Below are 20212 nucleotides of genomic sequence, written 5' to 3' on the forward strand. Positions count from 1 at the left end.
TTGCAATGAGCAGTCTTGTACCGATCCGGTTTCAAACCTTTGACGTGGACATAATGGCACAGGCGGAAGGGCGTGTGGTTGTGATCGTATCGCCCGAGGGCAAAATGAGCCCTGCGGTGCGTCGCGCCAATCGTCTGACCCGCGGTGCGGTTGCTCGGCTGATCGAAAGCGCCCGCTTCGAAAAGGTCAAATCGGGTGATGTGATCTCGCTGGCGTGGCCCGGCGGTATGGCGGCCGAGGCGCTGGACATCGTGGTTCTGCCGCGCCGTCCCGACACGGCCGAGGCGCGCAGGGCCGGTGCCGCGCTGGCCAAGCTGGCTGGAGGTAAAGCCCTGCTGGTGATGGCGGGCAATCAGGTGCGCACCGAGGACATCGCCATGGGCATCGCCCTGCGCAGCTATGATTTCGATGCGCACAAGACCAAGGAACCGGACGAGGTCGGAACCGTTACAATCAGCCACCAGAAGGCCGATGAGGTCGAGGCCGCCTTTGCCCCGCAATACGCTGTGGCCGACGGTGTGCGTATGACCCGCGACCTGATCAACGAACCCGCCAATATTCTAACCACCACCGAATTCGCCGACCGTCTTGCTGAGATGGAGGCGCTGGGGCTCGAAGTCGAAGTGCTGGAAGAGGACAAACTGGCCGAACTTGGCATGCGTACGCTGCTGAGCGTGGGGCAGGGCTCGGTCAGCCCCTCGAAGGTTGTGGTGATGCAGTGGAACGGTGGCGATAAGGACGACGCACCGCTGGCCTTGGTCGGCAAGGGGGTTGTGTTCGATACCGGTGGTATCTCGCTCAAGCCCGCGGGCGGTATGGAAGACATGACCATGGACATGGGTGGCGCGGGTGTCGTCGCGGGCACCATGCGCGCGTTGGCCAAGCGCAAGGCCAAGGCCAATGTGGTCGGGCTGGTGGGTCTGGTCGAGAACATGCCCTCAGGCAACGCGACCCGTCCGGGTGACGTGGTCAAATCGATGAAGGGCGACACGGTCGAGATCATCAACACGGATGCCGAGGGCCGTTTGGTTCTGTGCGACGTGATGTGGTACGCGCAGGAGCGGTTCCAGCCCGTGGGCATGATTGATCTGGCAACGCTTACCGGTGCGATCATCATCGGTCTGGGGCATGAGAATGCGGGTGTTTTCTCGAACAACGACACGTTCTGCGATGCCTTCCTGAAATCGGCCAAGGTCGAGGACGAGGGTGCATGGCGTATGCCGCTGGGCGAGGCCTATGACAAGCAACTGAAATCGCGCATCGCGGACATGAAGAACGTGGGCGGTCGCCCGGCGGGCTCGATCACCGCCGCGCAGTTCCTGCAGCGGTTCGTGAAAGAGGAGACGCCGTGGATTCACCTCGATATCGCGGGTGTGGCGTCAGTGTCGTCCGAGACCTCTTATGCGCCCAAAGGGGCCACTGGCTGGGGCGTTCGCGCACTCAGCCGTCTTGTGCAGGACAATTTTGAGTAATCCTATGGGCGCCGTATATTTCTACCACCTGACCCGGCAACCGCTGGAACACACCTTGCCGGTTCTGTTGGATAAGGCGCGACAGTCCGGGTGGAAGATCGCCGTGCGGGGCACCGATCCCGCACGGATGGACTGGCTGGATGAAAAGCTGTGGCTGGGACCTGACGAAGGTTTCCTGCCACATGGCCGCGAAGGTGGCGCGCATGACGCGGCGCAGCCCATTTTGCTGACAACCGGACCCGTGGCCGCCAATGAACCGGCCTGTGTCATGGCCGTGGACGGGGCACCGGTGGACCCGGATGAAGTGACGGCGTTGGAACGGGTCTGTATCCTGTTCGACGGCAATGATGGCGAAGCCGTTCAGCAAGCGCGGGGACAATGGAAAGCCCTGACCGGCGCGGGCTGCGCGGCGCAATACTGGTCCGAGGAATCGGGCCGGTGGGAGAAAAAGGCCGAGGCATAAGTCGCGGGCTAAAAAAGAACCTCAGGAGAGCGACAGATGGAAATGAAGCCGTTGGGCCGCACCGGCATTATGGTGACCGACCTTTGTCTTGGCACGATGACCTTTGGCACGCAGACCTCTGAGGCCGATGCCCACACGCAAATGGACATGGTGCTGGAAGCCGGAATCAATTTCGTCGACACCGCAGAGATGTACCCGGTCAACCCAATCTCGAAAGAAACCGTGGGCCGTACCGAAGAGATCTTGGGCAATTGGAACGGCGCCAACCCGTCGCGGCGGGGCGACTATGTTCTGGCGACCAAGCATTCGGGCGCTGGGTTCGCTCATGCCCGCGATGGTGCGTGGATTTCGGGTGAAACCATTCCCGATGCGATTGAAGGCTCACTGCGGCGCTTGCAGACGGATTGCATTGACCTCTACCAGTTTCACTGGCCGAACCGGGGCAGTTACATGTTCCGGCAGAACTGGAACTATTCGCCATCAGGACACAACACCAACGAAGTTCTGGACAACATGCAGGACTGCCTCGCGGCGCTGCAGGCGCAGGTCGACAAGGGCAACATTCGCGCTTTTGGCCTGTCGAACGAAAGCGCCTGGGGCACCGCGCAATGGTTGCGGATTGCCGAGCAGATGGGCGCGCCGCGGGTGGCTTCAGTGCAGAACGAATACTCACTGCTTTGCCGTCATTTCGATACGGATATGGCGGAACTCAGCGTACACGAGGGTGTAGGGCTTATGGCTTTTTCTCCACTGGGAGCGGGCTTTCTGACCGGCAAATATCAGGGTGGAGCAGTTCCCGAAGGTTCGCGAATGTCGTTGGTAGCCGAGATGGGCGGGAGGAAATCAAATCGGGTCTTTGATGCAGTTGCAGCCTATCTTGAGATCGCCGATCGGCATGGGCTGGACCCGGTTCACATGGCGCTGGCCTGGTGTCAGACGCGACCGTTCATGATGTCCGCTATTTTTGGAGCGACCACCGTGGCTCAGTTAGAGCATATTCTGGCTGGAAAAGACCAACGGTTGTCGGATGAGGTCGTGGCCGAGATTGGCCAGACGCACCGCGCGTATCCGATGCCGTATTAGGGGGATTGCCCCCGCTGCGTTGTAGGCAATCCGGGGGTATATTTCTGGCCTTTGTAAGAGGATTCCGTCAGTGATGGGTAGGCTGCGTGCGCTCTTGCCTCAGGTCGCGGGCCGACAGGCCGTGGGCGGTGCGGAAGGCGCGGGCGAAGCTGGACTGAGAGGCGAACCCCGTAGCAAGCGCCACGTCCATCAGCGGTAAGTCGGTGTCGGTGACCAGACGGCGGGCCTCGGCCAGGCGCAATTGCAGGTAGTGATCCTGCGGCGTGGTATTCAGGCGCAGGCGGAATTGCTGTTGCAGGGTGCGGGGGCTGGTGCCCAGGGTTTCGGCAATATCAGCCAGCGGAAGCGGCTCGTCGAGGGACGATTGCATCAGCGAATTCGCCTTGGAAGTCAGGGCGGTATGGCGATGAGGGGCTCCGGTCCGGCTTTGCGGTTTTGCGGGGTCCGGCATACCGTCATAAAGGAACAGGCCGGACACACGCGCGGCAAAACCTGCGCCGTGGCGGGCGGCGATGATGTGCAGCATCATTTCGACTGCCGGAATCGCACCACCTGACGTTAGGCGGTTACCCGACACGGTGAACCGGTCAGGTCGCACGTCCACTTGGGGGAAACGGGCCGCAAAATTGTCGAGGTCTTCCCAATGGGTCGTGGCGGTGTGGCCGTCGAGCAGTCCGGCCTCGGCGAGCAGCCAGGGCCCCCCGTCAATGCCGGCCATCGTCGCGCCGGTGCCCGCGATGCGGCGCAGGCCGGCCAGCAGGCTGGGTGTGGCGTGGCGCGCCAGCTGGAATCCGGCCACCACGATCATCAGATCACAACTTTGCAACCTTGCCAGGGGGATGCCCGGCACGCTCAGCGCGCTTGTCAGCATCGCTGGTTCTGCTGTTGCGGTCACATAGTCCCAATCGAATGCCGGACGGTCAGCCAACCGGTTGGCAGCGCGCATCGGATCAACAGCCGAGGCGAAGCTGAGCGTATTGCATTCGTCCAGCACCAGCACCGCCGTTTTCAGGGCGCGATGTTCGGGTTGGAGTATGTTTTTTGCGGATTTCATCAAGTTCGATTCGCATTCTGGCAAGTGTTTCTACAAGGCTGCGTCAGAGTTGAGGGTAACGCAATTCGGAATCCGGGGAGAAGCCTGGGGAAAACCCACGGTAAAACCGGGTATAACTTGGGGAAAACGTCATGCCTCTGGAAATGAACCGCGAAGTCTTCATCACCTGCGCCGTTACCGGCTCTGGTGGAACACAGGATCGCAGCCCGCACGTGCCGCGCTCGCCGCAGCAAATTGCCGATAGTGCTATTGCCGCGGCCAAGGCGGGGGCGGCCGTGGTGCATTGCCATGTGCGGGACCCCGAGACCGGTGCACCCAGCCGCCGTCTGGACCTGTATCGTGAGGTGACGGACCGTATTCGCGATGCCGAAGTGGACGTGGTACTGAACCTGACCGCCGGGATGGGCGGGGATATCGTGTTCGGTGGCGTCGAAAACCCATTTCCGGTCAACGAGGCGGGGACCGATATGATCGGGGCCTCGGAGCGAGTCGCCCATATCGCCGAGTGCCTGCCCGAGATCTGCACTCTGGACTGCGGCACCATGAACTTTGCCGAGGCCGATTATGTCATGACCAACACCCCCGGCGCGTTACGCGCGATGGGGCAGATGATGACCGATATGGGCGTGAAGCCCGAGATCGAAGCGTTTGACACCGGTCATCTGTGGTTTGCCAAGCAATTGGTGAAAGAAGGGATTCTGGAACCTAATGCTCTGGTCCAGCTGTGTATGGGAGTGCCGTGGGGCGCGCCGGATGATCTGAACACCTTCATGGCCATGGTGAACAATGTGCCGGACGACTGGACCTTCAGCGCGTTTTCATTGGGGCGTAACCAGATGGCCTTTGCGGCGGCCGCGGTCCTTGCGGGAGGCAATGTGCGCGTAGGTCTGGAAGACAATCTGTGGCTGGACAAGGGCGTGCTGGCGGAGAACTGGCAACTGGTAGAGCGTGCCGGAACCATCATCGAAAACATGGGCGCGCGGGTGATCGGTGCTCAGGAAGTGCGTGACAAGCTGGGGCTGGTGAAGCGAGCGCCGGTCAGTGCGTAAAGCGGCAAAACTCGGCGTGACAAACGTTTTCTAGGGCGGTAGCGAGTTAAGAATGACTATACTGTTTTTCTTTTCTCTTCTCGTCGCGTCGATGCTTGGCTTGACTGCTTATCTTCAATCTGAAGCCCGTTGGTGGACCGGCCCCGCATGGGCTGTTCTTCTGGTCGTTTTGGGTTATTTGGCCGCTTATTTTGTGCCGCTGACCGAAGCGACCGGCTTTACATCACCTGCCGCCTTTCTTGTAGTTGGCGCTTGGTGGTGTGCTGTCATCATTGGGATCGGAAGCGTTTCAGCGCTTGTTTTGCGTCGCTTCCGCAACGCAGGCCAAGTTGCCGGGATCGCCTTTTTAGGCGGTTGGATGTTGACGTTTCTCTGGTTCCTGACCGGAGGATTTATCTGAATGAAAGAGCGAAATGACAAATACAGCAGCGATCATTGGCGGCGGTGTTATCGGCGGCGGATGGGCCGCGCGGTTTCTTCTGAACGGTTGGAATGTTCGGATCTTTGACCCGGACCCCGAGGCCGAGCGCAAGATTGGCGAGGTTCTGGACAACGCCCGGCGGTCGCTGCCCGGACTGAGCAATGTGCCTTTGCCGCCCGAAGGCGCGCTGACTTTCCATGATGACATGGCTGAGGCGGTGCAGGATGCAGCGTGGATTCAGGAAAGCGTGCCCGAGCGGCTGGACCTGAAACTGAAGGTCTACAAGGGCCTGCAAGAGGCATGTGATCCAAGCGCGATCATTGGCTCTTCGACAAGCGGGTTCAAACCGTCCGAATTGCAGTACGGTGCTCTGCGCCCGGAACAGATCGTGGTGACGCATCCGTTCAACCCGGTTTACTTGTTGCCGCTGATCGAATTGGTGCCTACGGACAAAAACGCACCCGAAATGATTGAACGCGCGCAGCAGCTACTGAAATCGGTCGGTTTCTTCCCGCTGCATGTCAAAAAGGAAATCGACGCGCATATCGCCGACCGTTTCCTTGAGGCCGTGTGGCGCGAGGCACTGTGGCTGGTCAAGGACGGCATCGCCACGACGGAAGAAATCGACGAAGCGATCCGCATGGGCTTTGGCATCCGCTGGGCGCAGATGGGCCTGTTCGAAACCTACCGCGTGGCGGGGGGCGAGGCCGGGATGCGGCATTTCATGGCACAGTTCGGGCCTGCGTTAAAATGGCCATGGACCAAGCTGATGGACGTGCCCGAGTTCACGGATGAGCTGGTCGACATGATTGCCGATCAGTCGGATGCGCAATCGGGGATGCATTCGATCCGCGAATTGGAGCGTATTCGTGACAACAACCTTGTTGGCATGATGCGGGCCCTGAAGGCGCAGAACTGGGGTGCGGGCGCGGTGCTGAACCAGCATGACGCGGCGCTGAAACCCGGCGCGTTGCCGACGATGGAGCAGGCTGATCTGAGCCAGCCGATCCTGACCGTTTCCCGCGCGGTGCCCTTGGACTGGACCGACTATAACGGTCACATGAACGAGGCGCGCTACCTTGAGGCCTTCGCGGACGCGACCGACCGGTTCATGGAGATCATCGGCTGTGACGCGGACTATATCGCCTCGGGCGGCAGCTATTTCACTGCCGAAAACCACATCCGCTACATCGATGAGGTTCACGCGGGCGCAAAGATCGAGATTCGCACGCAGATGCTGCTGGGGCAGGGTAAGAAGCTGCATGTCTTCCACAGCATGTATGAGGGCGACAAGCTGATCGCTACAGGAGAAAGCTTCCTGCTGCATGTCAGCCTTGAAACCCGTCGCCCCAGCGCTCCTTCGGCCGAAATCGAGGCCGCAATGGCCCGTATCGCCGAATCACAGGCCGGTTTGCCGTATCCGGAAGGCGCCGGTGCCGCGATCCGGAAACCAGCATGAGCGGGCGCGTTCTGATCACCGCCGGTGCTTCGGGCGTTGGTCGGGCCATGGCTAAAGCCTTCGATGCAGCTGGCGCGCAAGTGTGGGTGGCGGATGTGGACAAGGCCGCGCTGGACGGTTGTCCTGGGCATTGGCAGCGCTCGGACGTGGACGTGGCGGACGAAACTGCCGTTTCCACGTTGTTCGCAGACATCGAAGCTACGTGGGGCGGGTTGGATACGCTTTGTGCAAATGCAGGCGTTGCTGGCCCAACCGCTTTGGTCGAGGACGTGGCGCTGGATGAGTGGCGGTTCTGTCTAGCGGTCAACCTAGAGGGGGCGTTCCTGTGCGCGAAATACGCGGCACCGATCCTCAAACGGCAACGCGGCGGAGCGGTACTGATCACGTCATCCACCGCCGGGCAATACGGATACCCCAACCGCGCGCCCTATGCGGCGGCGAAATGGGGCGTGATCGGATTGGGCAAGACGCTGGCGATGGAGCTTGGGTCACACGGTGTGCGGTGCAACGTCATCTGCCCCGGTGCGGTTGAAGGCCCGCGGATGGAGGGCGTGCTGGCCCGCGAAGCGACCGCCAAGGGCATGACCCGGGATCAGGTCTATGACGGCTATGCTGCCGGCACCTCGATGGGCCGGTTCGTCGAAGGGCAGGATATTGCCAATATGGCCGTGTTCCTCGCCTCGGACGCGGCGCGGTTGGTGTCGGGCCAGGTGATAGCCGTAGATGGTCATACGGTGAACCCTGACCCGAAAATCTAAACCGAATTAGCCCTGATTTGGCCCACGAAACTGGCGGATGGTCTGACGGACCGCCTGCCAGTCCTGCGCTTGCTGCATATTCCCGGCGGCTTCGCATTCGCGCATTTTCTTTGCAGCTTCCGCCTCGGCCTGATCACCATGAGCGGTATAGAGGGCTCGTGCGTATTGAGCGGTTTGTAGTGCGTCCATTCCTGTCGTCCTCCCGTCTATGATCGGAATACCCGAAGGTTCGCGCCGAAGGACGATAGCACAAGAACGCCGCAGGTGCATCCTCAACTCTGGGGTGGGCCGGAAATCGCCGCGCGCAGCTGTCTGAGGTGGTCCGGAAAGTCGCGCGCGGTCAGGTCGGCCTCGCGTACCAGGCGGTCGAAATGACGTGTAAACATCTCGATCCGGTCGCGGTCGCGGAAGGCCATATAGTGGCTGCCTGCGTAGAACACACACAGAAGTGGGCCGAAAATGGTCACCGGGGCCGAATAGAGCCTTTTTGCATCAAAAAGATAAATGCGTAGACGGGGGTAGAGCTGTTCGCAAATCTCCAGCAGGTGGTCAATCTGTTCCAGCCTTATGTTGGGGCAGAGACTTTCGTAATAGCCCGAGGCGTAGGCGAAACTGTCAATCTCATACAGTGGCATGGCGATTTCATAATCCGACTGGGCACTGCGCATCCATGTCAGCCGGTCCGCCGAGGCACCGATGGCCTGATCCGCAGTCCGGCCAAGATGCGGCGCGTATTCCCATTCCAGCACGGCACGAGTTTTTAACATATCTGGCAAAGTCGCTGGAACGTAACGGATTTTATAGCCCGCAGCCTCCTGGTGCCATTCGAAAATACGCTCGTCCACCAGTGCGCGTGGGGCCTCGGTCATGGTCAGGGAACTGGCCAGCAATTCCGCCGCACTTTCCGGTCGATCTGAAAGGCTCAGCAGCCAGTCTGCAGACACCCCAAGGGCCGACGCGCAGCTACCAACCACATGCGCATTCGGCAGGCGCGCGCCCTCATCAGTCAAAAGCTGCGATACGGTCGAGCGATCCACACCGATATGTCGCGCCAACGCACTTTGGCTGACGTGACGCTCTTCCATGGCCCGGGCAAGTCGCAGGCGGAACTGCGCTGCGCGGTCTCGTTTGTCGATTTTATCCTGCATTTGATGGAAAATATCACAGATGATGAGTTTTGTTAATCATATTCAGAATTTTCAACGGGCGCGGCAACCCGTAATTTTAAATACATAACAATAATATGGGTGACGGAATGGAAACACGACGAAGATCAGTCGTGAAAGCGGTGCTGTGGAATGTAATGGGCCTGATCGTGATGACGCTGGTGGGTTTGTTGGCCACCGGGTCGGCGGCGATTGGCGGCACGCTGGCGATTGTGAATACGGCTATCGGTCTGACCATGTACGTGATTTACGAACGTATCTGGTCGGGTATTTCGTGGGGCCGCAATGTTTAGGCCATCAACCCCCGAGTGGGGCACGTTGGCCCTGATCGTGGCGTGTTATGGCGCCTGGCTGGCTGTTGTGTTTCTGCTGCCGCTGTGGTTGGCGATTCCGATGATGGCAGTGGTGGCAGCGCTGCACTCTTCACTCACGCATGAGGCGTTGCATGGGCACCCGTTCCGTACAAAATGGCTGAACGAGATGCTGATGGCGCTGCCATTGACCCTGTTCATCCCGTATCAGAGATTCCGCGACCTGCATCTGGCGCATCACCGGGATGAAACGCTGACCGATCCCTATGACGATCCCGAATCCAACTATCTGGACCCGCAGGTCTGGAGCACCTTGCCCGGTTGGCAAAGGCGGTTACTGAGTGTGAACAATACTCTGCTGGGGCGGATCGTGTTGGGTCCAGCCATCGGGCAGGCCGTTTTCATACGCAATGAGTTGCGTGGCGGTCGTGATGTACTGCAGGCTTGGGCACTTCATCTGCCCGGAGTCGTTGTGGTCCTGTGGATTGTCGCGCAGTCCCAAATGCCGATCTGGGCTTATGTGCTATCCGCTTATTTCGGATTGGGTCTGGTGAAAATCCGCACCTTTCTGGAGCACCGCGCGCATGAAAACTCCGGCGCCCGTACAGTGATCATCGAAGATCGTGGACCGCTGGCTTTTCTGTTTCTGAACAACAATCTGCACGTCGTTCATCATATGAAACCCGGCGCGCCTTGGTATCGGTTGCCCGCGCTGTACCGCGCTGAAAAAGAGCAGTATCAGGCCCGGAATGAGGCCTATGTTTACCGTTCATACGCGCAGATTTTCCGGTCATACTTCCTGAGATCGAAAGACCCAGTAGCGCATCCTCTATGGCCAAAGGGTTGATTTGACGACACAAGGGAATCCATGAGTTTATGGATTCCCGTCACAATCGCCGCCGCCGCATTCCAGACCGTGCGGTTCATGCTGCAAAAGTCGCTCAGCACCGTGAAACTGACTGCGGCTGGCGCGACCTTTTCCCGGTTTGCCTATTCGATGCCGCTGGCGCTGCTGGGGCTGTTTCTGGCGCTGCAGTTGACCGGGCTCAGCCTGCCGACTTTGACGGCAAAGTTCTGGCTGTTTGCGGTGATCGGTGGAACGGCGCAAATTCTGGCGACCATCTGCGTGGTGGCCCTGTTCAAACAACGCAACTTTGCCGTCGGGATTACCTTTAAGAAAACCGAGGTGATCCAGACCGCCATTGTCGGTTTTCTGGTGCTCGGCGATCAGGTCTCGGCCGGGGCGCTGGCGGCGATTATTCTGGGTCTTATGGCGGTGCTGCTGCTGTCAAAATCACCCGGAGGTGACGGAGCATGGTGGAAGCACCTGACCAACCGCGCGTCGCGGCTGGGGCTGGGGTCGGGTGTGCTGTTCGCGTTTTCATCGGTCAGTTATCGCGGTGCTTCGCTGGAGCTTGGCGATATCGACGCGTGGTTCCGCGCGCTGGTTACGCTGGCTTTCGTAGTGACGTTCCAGTTTCTCAGCATGGGGATCTGGTTGTTATGGCGCGACCGATCAGAACTGATTGCAGTGTGGCAGACCCGCCGAACCAGCGTATTTGTTGGCCTGACCAGCCTCTGCGGCTCGTTCTGCTGGTTCTTTGCTTTCACGCTGCAGAACGCGGCCTATGTCAAAGCGCTGGGGCAGGTCGAACTGCTGCTCAGCCTGTTCGCTTCGCTGCTGTTTTTCCGTGAAACCATCACCCGGCGAGAGATTGCCGGGATGACGTTACTTGGCGCGTCGATACTGGCATTGGTGCTGGCAATTTAGGTCGTGTTTGATTTCAGGATCTCGGAACCACTGGAATTCTGCGTTGAAGCCGACAGGCGAGAGGCAGCGAAATCCGTTTCAATGCAATCAAACCCGGCTAGCCAGCGCGGCGTTCATCAAAGCTCAGCGCTATAAAACTGGGCAAGTGATCCCCCATGCCCACGATGGCGGGGCCGTTGTCATCGCGGCGACCGCGACCCTTGGACTCTTTGTCCTTCTTGCGGTCGCCTTTCTTGCTGTCGCTCTTTTTCTCGTCCGAAGATCTGGATCTTTTCTCAGGCTTCGGTTTTTCGTCCTTCGGCTCTTCCTTGACGGGATTATCAAGTCGCGGGATATCTTTCTGGATCAGTTTTTCGATCGCATCCAGGGCCTTTTCGTCCCGGCCAGAGCAGATTGTGATTGCCTTGCCCTCACGCCCGGCACGGCCAGTACGGCCGATGCGGTGAACGTAATCTTCGGCATGGCCAGGCACGTCGAAGTTGAACACGTGGCTGACCGACGGAATGTCCAGCCCGCGCGCGGCCACATCCGAGGCAACCAGCAGGCGCAGAGAGCCATCGCGGAATCCGTCCAGCGTTTTCATCCGTTGCGATTGGTCCAGATCACCATGGATGGCGGCGGCATTGTAGCCGTATTTCTTTAACGATTTGGCGCAGATATCCACATCCGTCTTACGGTTGCAGAAGATGATCGCGTTGGTGCATTTGTCGCCTTCGCCATCGATCAGCGCGCGCAGAACCTTGCGCTTGGCACTGGCTTCGCGGTCGCGGCGGCCACCTTTGAACATGACCACGCCCTGTTCGATGGTCTCGGATGCGGTGGCTTGACGGGCAACCTCGATCCGGGCCGGGGCGGACAGGAACGTGTCGGTGATCCGCTCAATCTCAGACGCCATGGTGGCCGAGAAGAACAGCGTCTGGCGGGTGAACGGCGTCAGTGAGAAGATGCGTTCGATGTCAGGGATGAAGCCCATATCCAGCATCCGGTCGGCCTCATCCACCACCATGATCTGAACGCCGGTCAGCAGCAGCTTGCCGCGTTCGAAATGGTCCAGCAGACGGCCCGGAGTGGCGATCAGCACGTCAACACCACGGTCGATCAGGGCGTCCTGTTCCTTGAAGCTGACACCGCCGATCAACAGCGCCTTAGTCAGTTTCACATTTTTGGCATATGTGTCGAAATTCTCGGCCACCTGCGCGGCCAATTCCCGCGTCGGGCACAAGACCAACGAGCGCGGCATCCTCGCACGGGCGCGGCCACGTGCCAGCAGTGTGATCATCGGCAGGGTAAAGCTGGCGGTCTTGCCAGTGCCGGTCTGGGCGATCCCCAAAACGTCCTTGCCCTCAAGCGCAGGCGGAATTGCTCCGGCCTGGATCGGGGTGGGGGTTTCGTATCCGGCTTCCTCAATGGCTTTGAGGACCTTCGGGTTCAGGTTCAGTTCGTTAAACTTTGTCATGTATGTCCGGTTTTTGCGGACACTTACCTGGCCCGCGCGTCAGAGGTTTGCCGGGCCCGGATGGCCATACGCGTCATTGCGAACTTCGGCTTGAGGGGGACATAACAAAAACGTTGATCGGGGTCAAATGAAGACCCCTTTAGGGTTTTCTGAGGCCCAGCGGTGCGGATTTCTCGCAACAATTCAGACACTTCCGGGAAAGTGTTTCCTGAGTTTATCTTCCAGATACAGCGGCCGGTGAAGGATCATGCCGTGGTCTTCCAGTCGGGCCCGCCCTTCGGGGTCCGCGCAGCTCATTTCATTGAAAAAAGCACGCAGTCCGTCCCAGCCTTCTTCCGCCTCGATCCAAGTGAGCAATTCATTCATGTTCATGCCGCCACGCTCGCGCGGGACATTGGGCGACATGCCCCTCTGGTACGAGCCGCGTTCCAGCCTGAACCGGTAGTGGGCCAGCCAATGGTCCCAATCGGGGGCGTGCCGGTGACACAGACCAACACCGGGCAATTCTGTCCTGCAAGGTATCCTCTCGCCATTCTGAAACAGGCTGTGGATGCGGAAGTTGATCCGGGGCAGTCCTGTGCGAGCAAATACTTTGCCTTGCAGGTGGCTTAGAAAGCCGCCCTTCACGAAGGCTCCGAAATTTGGATACAGAGCTTGCACGATGTCCACGCGGTCCGGACCGGACGGGATGTAGGCCTTGTACAGGTCTTCGCCACTGGCCAGAGCCTCGTCGGGGCGGACACGAACAACGTTGATGTCATCCGGGACCTTGGCCAACAGCTGAGCAATCGGACGGTCCGGCCAGAAGAACTCGTCCAGATCTATGTGAGCCAACCAGTCCTCAACGGCCTTGCGATAGGTAAAGGTCGCGTTGGCGGTCTGACGGATCTGGTGTTTGTCTGGACGTTCGCGTTGTCGATAGGCCCAAAACCCGTCGTCGCAATTGCGGACTTCGACCTTTGGATGACGGTTCAGCGCGTTGAACGCCTTGGGATTGGGCTCGTCCAGATAGATATACATCCGGTCGACCTCAAGATCGAGGTGATAGGCCACGAAGCGTAGAATGTCCGATGCAGAGCCCCGAACCGTCGAAACAATACCCCAGCTTGTCATGCCCGAGACGTCTTGGCTGCGCGGGTGTCCCGCATGGTTTTCAACCTGCGCAAAACCCCGCCCGGATCATTGTTAAGGGATTGCAACAGATGATTGGCCAATGGAGCAATCGTTGGATCTGTCAGGGCCTTTTCCCAAATTGGTGCGATCAGGTTTATGTCCAGCCCCCCATGTTCGAGCGAAAATGACTCCATGCCCACAGGCAAAGGCGCATTAACTTTGCGTCTGAACCGGAACGGGGTTTCTGGTGTGAAACCTGAGAATAGGCGCTCGAATTCATAGAGTTTCATCATGCCAAAAAGCATGCGCAATGCCTGACCAACCTCGCGTTGGGTGGCCGTTTGGCCGTGATCTGCGAAGGTTTGTATGGATGAGACTTGCCAGCGCAAATCCAGAGCCTGCAATAGATGCCGGGACTGTTCGGACCATAGGCGCTGAAACAGCGAAGGGGCATGTCGGGGGTACGACCGTTTACGCAGGTTCGATACCAACTGAGCGTTGAGAAAGGCCAGCTCTGAATTCCCAACGAATTCGGTGCCGATCCGGGCGCGTTTGCGCGCCCAGGAAGTATTGGGACTGTCGGCCGTGATCTGCGTCGCATTCTGATGCACGACTTGCAGAGCAAGCACATCGAGTTTCACATCCAGAGGAGGCAAGGCCTCGGGACCGAAATCGAAGGGGGCTCGCCGCCCCTCGAACCGGTCCAGCATTTGGGGCAAACCGCCCGGATAGGTCAATTCTTCGCTGCTCATTCACGCAAGATGGCATGGCTAAACTTGCCCGCGCAATCAGAGAGTTGCATTAAGTCATCATCTCTTTCGTCGCCGTCAGGTTCAGCGCCGGATAGTCCCGCACAATCCGGTCGATATCCCATTGCAGGCGGGTCAGGTAAACGATGTCACCGTCGTGGTCGTGGGCGATATGTTGCTTGTTGGCGTTGACGAATTTTTCGACCTCAGCCTTTTCGCCGCTGACCCAGCGGGCCGAGGTGAACTGAGACGCCTCGAACCGGACAGGCAGGCCATATTCCATCTCAATCCGGCTGGCGAGCACTTCGAATTGCAACGCGCCGACAACGCCGACGACAAAACCCGAGCCGATCGAGGGTTTGAACACCTTGGCGGCACCTTCCTCGGCGAACTGCATCAGGGCCTTTTCAAGATGCTTGGCTTTCATCGGATCGCCCGCGCGGACGCCTTGCAGCAGTTCCGGTGCGAATGACGGAATGCCGGTGACGCGCAGCGCTTCACCCTCGGTCAGCGTATCACCGATGCGCAGCTGGCCGTGGTTGGGGATGCCGATGATGTCGCCGGCCCAGGCCTCTTCGGCCAGTTCGCGATCAGATGCCAGGAACAGAACCGGGTTGGAAATCGCCATCGGCTTCTTCGACCGCACATGGGTTAGTTTCATGCCGCGCTTGAAGTGCCCCGAAGCCATGCGGACAAAGGCCACCCGGTCACGGTGTTTGGGGTCCATGTTGGCTTGAACCTTAAAGACAAAACCCGCGACCTTTTTCTCATCCGGTGAAATCTGACGCGGTTCAGCGGACTGAACCTGCGGCTGCGGACCATACGCTCCGATGCCTTCCATCAACTCTTTTACGCCGAACGAGTTGATTGCCGACCCGAACCAGATCGGGGTCATGTGCCCTTCAAGTACCGCTTGCGGATCGAGTTTGGGCAGCAGTTCGCGCGCCATTTCAACCTCTTCCAGCAGTTTTTCCAACAGATGCTCGGGCACGTGCTCGGCAAGCTTTGGGTCGTCCAGACCGTCAATCTTGATGCTTTCGGCCACCTTGTTACGGTCGGCGCGGTCCATCAGCTCCAGCCGGTCGCGCAGCATGTCGTAGCAGCCAATGAAATCGCGGCCCACGCCAATCGGCCACGCGGCAGGCGTGACGTCGATAGCCAGCATTTCCTGAATCTCGTCGATGATCTCGAACGTATCGCGGCTTTCGCGGTCCATCTTGTTACAGAAGGTCAGGATCGGCAGATCACGCAGGCGGCAGACCTCGAACAGTTTTTGCGTCTGGCTTTCCACACCTTTCGCACCGTCGATTACCATGACGGCGGCGTCCACGGCGGTCAGTGTCCGATAAGTATCTTCCGAGAAATCGCTGTGACCGGGTGTGTCCACCAGATTGAACCGGAAATCGCCGTAATCAAACGACATCGCCGAGGCGGAAACCGAGATGCCCCGATCTTTCTCCATCTGCATGAAGTCGGATCGCGTCCGCCGCGCCTCACCCTTGGCGCGCACCTGACCAGCCATCTGGATCGCGCCCCCGTACAAGAGGAACTTTTCCGTCAAAGTCGTCTTGCCCGCATCCGGGTGCGAGATGATGGCGAATGTCCGGCGCCGGGCGATCTCGGGCGGCAGGGTGGGTTGGTTCGAAGTATCAAGCATATTCGCGCGTATAGGCGGGGAATCCTGCCGAGGCAAGACAAAGGGGCTGGTTCGAATCGTATGGCTGTGGCAATAAGAACATATAGTGAACAAAACATGGAGAATATCAATGAATTTGAAAGAAATCGCAGCCGAATTGGTCGCCGGTTGTCGCGAGGACCGCGCCAAAGAGAACTTGCCGAAACTCTACGCGGCGGATGCCGTTTCAGTCGAAGCCCAGGACATGGACGGGATGGGGCGCGAGACCCACGGTGTCGACGGTATCCGTGGCAAGCACGAATGGTGGGAAGGCGCCCACGAAGTCGCAGGAGCGACGGTTAGCGACCCGTACCTGCACGGCGATGACCGCTTTGCCGTGATCTTCGAGGTTCAGGGCAAGGTGAAGGAAACAGGTGAGAGCTTCGATATGAAAGAGGTTGGTGTCTATCACGTTACCAATGGCAAGATCGTACGTGAGGAGTTCTTTTACTGATCGGCGTTGAAATCTAGTCGTCTCCCTCTGGCCGTTTCCGGGCATGCGGGTAACAACAGATGGAGAGGATCAGATTGAAGTCGTATGTATCTGTTTTTGCGATTTTTTTGCTTTTTCCAGTGCGCTAGTGACGGCACAGAACGCGGATGAACAGAATGCAAGTATGACGCCTTCGGGCGGTGTGCGCCCGATTCCGCTTATGGGGGGCATTCAGGATCCTGAGTTTCTGGAACTGGCTAAGCAGACCGAAGTAGTCTTTCTGGTGCATTCTCCAAACCATGCAGAACCGCGAGACCGTGCTATAGCGCTCATTGCATTTATTGGGTCGGATTTAGTATCGGATGGTCAGTTTGTTGCCCCGGACGACGTTCATATTGCCAAGCAACACCTTGGGATGGTGTCAGAGCGGGGATTCCCGATCGAGGGGTGTAGGGTTGATCGCTTGAGTTCTGAGGCCGAGCGAAGATTTCGCAGTGTTAATTGTTGACGCTTTTAGAGCCAACCACCGACTTAATTGGGCATTGCCTGTTGGTTGCGACAGCGACTGCTCGTGGATAGGACTTGCACAAGCAACCTTAATGGCAGTGGCGGAAATGCGCGAGCTTTTGCGCCAACATCAAGAATATGACAGGTAAATGCGGATGGCTTTGGAGGCACTCCGTGCTTGCAGAAAAATTGCGGAGGACTGAATGGATCTGGGAATACAGGGAAAACGCGCCCTAGTCTGTGCCAGCAGCAAAGGTCTGGGTCTGGGCTGCGCCGAGGCTTTGGCGCAGGCGGGCGTTAATCTGGTGATGAATGCGCGTGGGGCCGAAGTGCTGGAGGCCGAAGCAGCACGCTTGCGGTCCGAACACGGTGTGGATGTGCAGACGGTGGCTTGTGATGTGACCTCGGCTGAGGGGCAGGCGCAGGTGATCGATGCAGCTCGGGACGTTGATATTCTTGTGACAAATGCAGGTGGCCCACCGCCGGGCCAGTGGTCGGACTGGGAGCGTGACGATTTCATCAAAGCGCTGGACGCCAACATGCTGACGCCGATTGCCTTCATGAAGGCACTGTTGCCTGGGATGACCGACAAGGGCTGGGGCCGGGTGGTGAACATCACTTCGCAATCCGTCCGTGCGCCGATTGCGGTGCTGGGCCTGTCGAATGCGGCACGCACCGGGCTGACCGGTTATGTGGCCGGGACATCACGACAGGTGGCGCCGTATGGTGTGACAATCAACAACCTGCTGCCGGGTATTCACGCCACTGATCGCGCGGATTCGCTGGATGGCGGTGTCGCGGCGCAGCAGGGCATTTCAATTGACGAAGCCCGCGCGAACCGCGCGGCGACGGTTCCGGTCCGGCGATATGGGTCGCGGCAGGAATTTGGTGCAACCTGTGCGTTCCTGTGTTCGCAGCATGCTGGCTTCATCGTAGGCCAGAACATCCTGTTGGACGGCGGGGCGACCAACTTGACGATGTGACGATGGCCGAGAACTTTTCGCTAAAAGATCAGTTATTCAATGCCGAAAAGACCCGCTATCTGGCAGGGCTCTTTGCCGGGGCTGTTCCGTCCTTTGATGTTGAGGCATTCCAGGCGCGCGTCATGTCCCGCCTGCTGGAGCTTGAACTGAAAGAACGCATGTCCTGGATCGCTGTATGCCTGCAACAGGCCGTGCCCGGTGACTTGCCTGACATCGCGCTGACCCTGCTGCGCGCGCTGCCACCACCGCTGGACCCAACCAAGACTGATGATGATTTCGGCGATTTCATCTTTGCACCTTTGGGAGATTGGGTGGTCAGTGTTGGGTTGGATCATCCCGATCTGGCACTGGATGTACTTGAAGAACTGACGCAGCGGTTCTCGATGGAATGGGCCATCCGCCCCTTCCTCAACCGTTACCCGGATCAGGTGCTGGCGCGGATGGAGATATGGTGTGCCCATGACAGCTATCACGTGCGCCGATTGGTCAGTGAAGGCACACGACCGCGACTGCCATGGGGGCAGGCGGTTGGGTTGAACATGACCGACCCGCTGCCTTTGCTGGACAGGTTGCATGGGGACCCGACGCGCTTTGTCACGCGGTCGGTGGCGAACCACCTGAACGACATCTCCAAGAAAGACCCTGATCTGGTGCTGGCCCGATTGCAGAGCTGGGCCTCGGCAAAGCAACAGTGCAAGGATGAATTGCGCTGGATGACCTCTCATACTCTGCGGGGGTTGGTGAAATCTGGCCACCCGGGCGCCATGAAAATGTTGGGCTATGATCCGGATGTCAAAGTCACGGCGGACGTACAGGTGACCGGTGACGCCCGGATCGGTGAGGCGCTGGAATTCGAAGTGACATTAAGCGGAGCCGGGAATCCTCCGGTTTTAGTGGATTATATCGTTCACTTCCAAAGGCCTGGAGGTAAAACCTCAGCGAAAGTGCATAAGCTGAAGCAGGCTGCGTTGCGGGATGGCACGCTGAAACTGAGCAAGAAGCACAAGCTGAAGGGCAACGCGACCACGTTCAAGCTCGTCCCGGGTACGCACCGGCTTGAGATTCAGGTGAACGGGAAGGTGCGTACAGGTGTCGATTTCGACCTGCTGGAGTAGCTCGGTCGTCTCACGCTTTCGTCAGATTCTATGGGTGCGGATTGCACGCGGGCCAACGCTGTATTAGCTGCGGTGCAGCCAGTAAGGAAAGGGATAGCCGCGATGAAGCATGAATCGGTGCAGAACTACTATGGCGAGGTGCTGCAAGGCAGCGCAGATCTGCAAACCAATGCGTGCTGCACGCCCGACGACATGCCGGATCATGTGAAAAAGATCCTCTCGCAAATCCATGACGATGTGCTGACCCGTTACTACGGCTGCGGCCTGATCGCGCCTCTGGATCTGGAAGGTATGAGCATCCTCGATCTGGGTTGCGGTGCGGGCCGTGACGTCTATGCCCTGTCGGCGATGGTGGGTGAAAACGGCCGTGTCGTCGGTGTCGATATGACGCCCGAGCAATTGGACGTTGCCCGCACGCATCAGGATTATCACGCGCAGGCCTTTGGTCACGCGACCAGCAATGTGGAATTCCACCACGGCTATATCGAAAAGCTGGACGAATTGGACCTGGAACCCGGATCCTTTGATATCATCGTTTCGAATTGCGTGATCAATCTGGCCACCGATAAAGAGGCTGTCCTGCGGGGCGCGCACCGCCTGTTGAAAGAGGGCGGCGAGATGTATTTCTCGGACGTCTATGCCGATCGCCGCATCCCGACCGCAATGGCCGAGGATGAGGTGCTGTATGGCGAGTGCTTGTCTGGCGCACTGTATTGGAACGATTTCCTGACGCTCTCGCGCAGGGCAGGTTTCGGCGATCCGCGCCGCGTCACGCACCGCCCGTTGACCATCGAAAACCCAGTGCTGGAACAGCGCGTTGCGCCGCTGAAATTCCTCTCTGCCACGTATCGGCTGTTCAAGCTGCCTGAACTGGAACCAGCATGTGAGGACTATGGTCAGGCGGTGATCTACAAAGGCACCATCCCCAACGCGCTGCATCTGTTCGAATTGGACGACCACCACGCGATTGAGGCTGGCAAGGTGTTTCCGGTCTGTGGCAACACCTGGATGATGCTGAAAAACACGCGTTTTGCCCGGCATTTCGACTTCATCGGTGATTTCTCGACCCACTATGGCATCTTCGAAGGTTGTGGTGGTGAAAGCCCGTTCGAAGCTACCGGTGAGGCACCCTCGGGTGGGTGTTGCTGATCCCTTGCACCTAACGGGCGGGGTT

At 58.8% G+C, this 20212-nt stretch carries 22 protein-coding genes; 15 read left to right on the forward strand and 7 right to left on the reverse strand.

Annotated elements, in window-relative coordinates; translation table 11 throughout:
• Positions 1-5: 5 nt before the first annotated feature.
• From ACR0IK_RS01610 to ACR0IK_RS01620, 3 genes are read left to right on the forward strand one after another with little or no spacing between them, the layout of a single operon-like run.
• Positions 6-1472: a leucyl aminopeptidase gene (locus tag ACR0IK_RS01610; RefSeq protein ID WP_480640232.1), complete on the forward strand. Its 1467-nt coding sequence runs from the start codon at positions 6-8 to the stop codon at positions 1470-1472.
• A gap of 4 nt (positions 1473-1476) precedes the next feature.
• Complete coding sequence (locus ACR0IK_RS01615; protein ID WP_480640233.1) at positions 1477-1935, forward strand: DNA polymerase III subunit chi; 459 nt, start codon at positions 1477-1479, stop codon at positions 1933-1935.
• Positions 1936-1971: 36 nt separating this feature from the next.
• The gene (locus tag ACR0IK_RS01620) at positions 1972-3018 is read left to right on the forward strand and encodes an aldo/keto reductase (protein WP_480640234.1); all 1047 of its coding nucleotides are present in this window, start codon (positions 1972-1974) and stop codon (positions 3016-3018) included.
• Positions 3019-3085: 67 nt separating this feature from the next.
• Here the strand turns inward: ACR0IK_RS01620 and ACR0IK_RS01625 are convergent, their stop codons facing one another.
• Positions 3086-4072 (reverse strand): GlxA family transcriptional regulator, encoded by a 987-nt coding sequence (locus ACR0IK_RS01625; protein ID WP_480640235.1) that lies wholly within the window; start codon positions 4070-4072, stop codon positions 3086-3088.
• 131 nt (positions 4073-4203) lie between these two features.
• Here ACR0IK_RS01625 and bcoG point away from each other — a divergent pair, with 131 nt between their 5' ends.
• The 4 genes from bcoG to ACR0IK_RS01645 are packed head-to-tail and all read left to right on the forward strand — an operon-like array spanning position 4204 to position 7759.
• Positions 4204-5121, forward strand: a complete 918-nt coding sequence (gene bcoG, locus ACR0IK_RS01630; RefSeq protein WP_480640236.1) for a 3-dehydrocarnitine:acetyl-CoA trimethylamine transferase BcoG — start codon at positions 4204-4206, stop codon at positions 5119-5121.
• A gap of 52 nt (positions 5122-5173) precedes the next feature.
• Positions 5174-5521 carry a hypothetical protein gene (locus tag ACR0IK_RS01635; protein ID WP_480640237.1) on the forward strand — a complete coding sequence of 116 codons (348 nt, stop codon included), beginning with the start codon at positions 5174-5176 and terminating at the stop codon, positions 5519-5521.
• A 13-nt stretch (positions 5522-5534) separates the two neighbouring features.
• Complete coding sequence (locus tag ACR0IK_RS01640) at positions 5535-7001, forward strand: carnitine 3-dehydrogenase (protein ID WP_480640238.1); 1467 nt, start codon at positions 5535-5537, stop codon at positions 6999-7001.
• Positions 6998-7759, forward strand: coding sequence for an SDR family oxidoreductase (locus ACR0IK_RS01645; protein ID WP_480640239.1), 762 nt, complete (start codon positions 6998-7000; stop codon positions 7757-7759). The genes ACR0IK_RS01640 and ACR0IK_RS01645 overlap by 4 nt, the downstream gene beginning before the upstream one ends.
• A gap of 6 nt (positions 7760-7765) precedes the next feature.
• On the opposite strand, the gene ACR0IK_RS01650 is transcribed toward ACR0IK_RS01645, so the two are convergent.
• Positions 7766-7948 (reverse strand): hypothetical protein, encoded by a 183-nt coding sequence (locus ACR0IK_RS01650; protein ID WP_480589400.1) that lies wholly within the window; start codon positions 7946-7948, stop codon positions 7766-7768.
• Positions 7949-8031: 83 nt separating this feature from the next.
• A complete protein-coding gene (locus tag ACR0IK_RS01655) occupies positions 8032-8907 on the reverse strand; it encodes a helix-turn-helix domain-containing protein (RefSeq protein WP_480640240.1) in 876 nt (291 codons plus the stop codon).
• A 107-nt stretch (positions 8908-9014) separates the two neighbouring features.
• Here ACR0IK_RS01655 and ACR0IK_RS01660 point away from each other — a divergent pair, with 107 nt between their 5' ends.
• From ACR0IK_RS01660 to ACR0IK_RS01670, 3 genes are read left to right on the forward strand one after another with little or no spacing between them, the layout of a single operon-like run.
• Positions 9015-9218: a DUF2061 domain-containing protein gene (locus ACR0IK_RS01660; RefSeq protein ID WP_480589396.1), complete on the forward strand. Its 204-nt coding sequence runs from the start codon at positions 9015-9017 to the stop codon at positions 9216-9218.
• Positions 9211-10083, forward strand: a complete 873-nt coding sequence (locus tag ACR0IK_RS01665) for a fatty acid desaturase (protein ID WP_480640241.1) — start codon at positions 9211-9213, stop codon at positions 10081-10083. Before ACR0IK_RS01660 ends, ACR0IK_RS01665 begins: the two co-directional genes overlap by 8 nt.
• 21 nt (positions 10084-10104) lie before the next feature.
• Positions 10105-11007, forward strand: coding sequence for an EamA family transporter (locus ACR0IK_RS01670; protein ID WP_480640242.1), 903 nt, complete (start codon positions 10105-10107; stop codon positions 11005-11007).
• Positions 11008-11104: 97 nt separating this feature from the next.
• Here ACR0IK_RS01670 and ACR0IK_RS01675 read toward each other — a convergent pair whose 3' ends face one another.
• The 4 genes from ACR0IK_RS01675 to ACR0IK_RS01690 all read right to left on the reverse strand — a co-directional run bounded on the left by ACR0IK_RS01675 (position 11105) and on the right by ACR0IK_RS01690 (position 15982).
• On the reverse strand, positions 11105-12463 hold the full coding sequence (locus ACR0IK_RS01675) for a DEAD/DEAH box helicase (protein WP_480589390.1): 1359 nt from the start codon (positions 12461-12463) through the stop codon (positions 11105-11107).
• A gap of 183 nt (positions 12464-12646) precedes the next feature.
• Positions 12647-13576, reverse strand: coding sequence for a glycosyltransferase family 2 protein (locus ACR0IK_RS01680; RefSeq protein ID WP_480640243.1), 930 nt, complete (start codon positions 13574-13576; stop codon positions 12647-12649).
• Complete coding sequence (locus ACR0IK_RS01685; protein WP_480640244.1) at positions 13573-14328, reverse strand: hypothetical protein; 756 nt, start codon at positions 14326-14328, stop codon at positions 13573-13575. The genes ACR0IK_RS01680 and ACR0IK_RS01685 overlap by 4 nt, the downstream gene beginning before the upstream one ends.
• A gap of 49 nt (positions 14329-14377) precedes the next feature.
• Entirely contained in the window at positions 14378-15982 is a 1605-nt protein-coding gene (locus tag ACR0IK_RS01690) for a peptide chain release factor 3 (RefSeq protein ID WP_480589385.1), read from the reverse strand.
• A 109-nt stretch (positions 15983-16091) separates the two neighbouring features.
• Between ACR0IK_RS01690 and ACR0IK_RS01695 the strand changes: the two genes are divergently transcribed.
• The 5 genes from ACR0IK_RS01695 (at position 16092) to ACR0IK_RS01715 (ending at position 20187) form a co-directional block, all read left to right on the forward strand.
• Entirely contained in the window at positions 16092-16454 is a 363-nt protein-coding gene (locus ACR0IK_RS01695; RefSeq protein ID WP_480589384.1) for a SnoaL-like domain-containing protein, read from the forward strand.
• Between the two features lie 43 nt (positions 16455-16497).
• Entirely contained in the window at positions 16498-16941 is a 444-nt protein-coding gene (locus ACR0IK_RS01700; RefSeq protein WP_480640245.1) for a hypothetical protein, read from the forward strand.
• A gap of 202 nt (positions 16942-17143) precedes the next feature.
• Positions 17144-17923 carry an SDR family oxidoreductase gene (locus ACR0IK_RS01705; RefSeq protein ID WP_480640246.1) on the forward strand — a complete coding sequence of 260 codons (780 nt, stop codon included), beginning with the start codon at positions 17144-17146 and terminating at the stop codon, positions 17921-17923.
• 2 nt (positions 17924-17925) lie between these two features.
• Positions 17926-19038 carry a DNA alkylation repair protein gene (locus ACR0IK_RS01710; RefSeq protein WP_480640247.1) on the forward strand — a complete coding sequence of 371 codons (1113 nt, stop codon included), beginning with the start codon at positions 17926-17928 and terminating at the stop codon, positions 19036-19038.
• A 102-nt stretch (positions 19039-19140) separates the two neighbouring features.
• Positions 19141-20187, forward strand: a complete 1047-nt coding sequence (locus ACR0IK_RS01715) for a methyltransferase domain-containing protein (RefSeq protein WP_480640248.1) — start codon at positions 19141-19143, stop codon at positions 20185-20187.
• Positions 20188-20212 lie beyond the last annotated feature (25 nt).

This window comes from Ruegeria sp. BF7 (assembly GCF_056538605.1).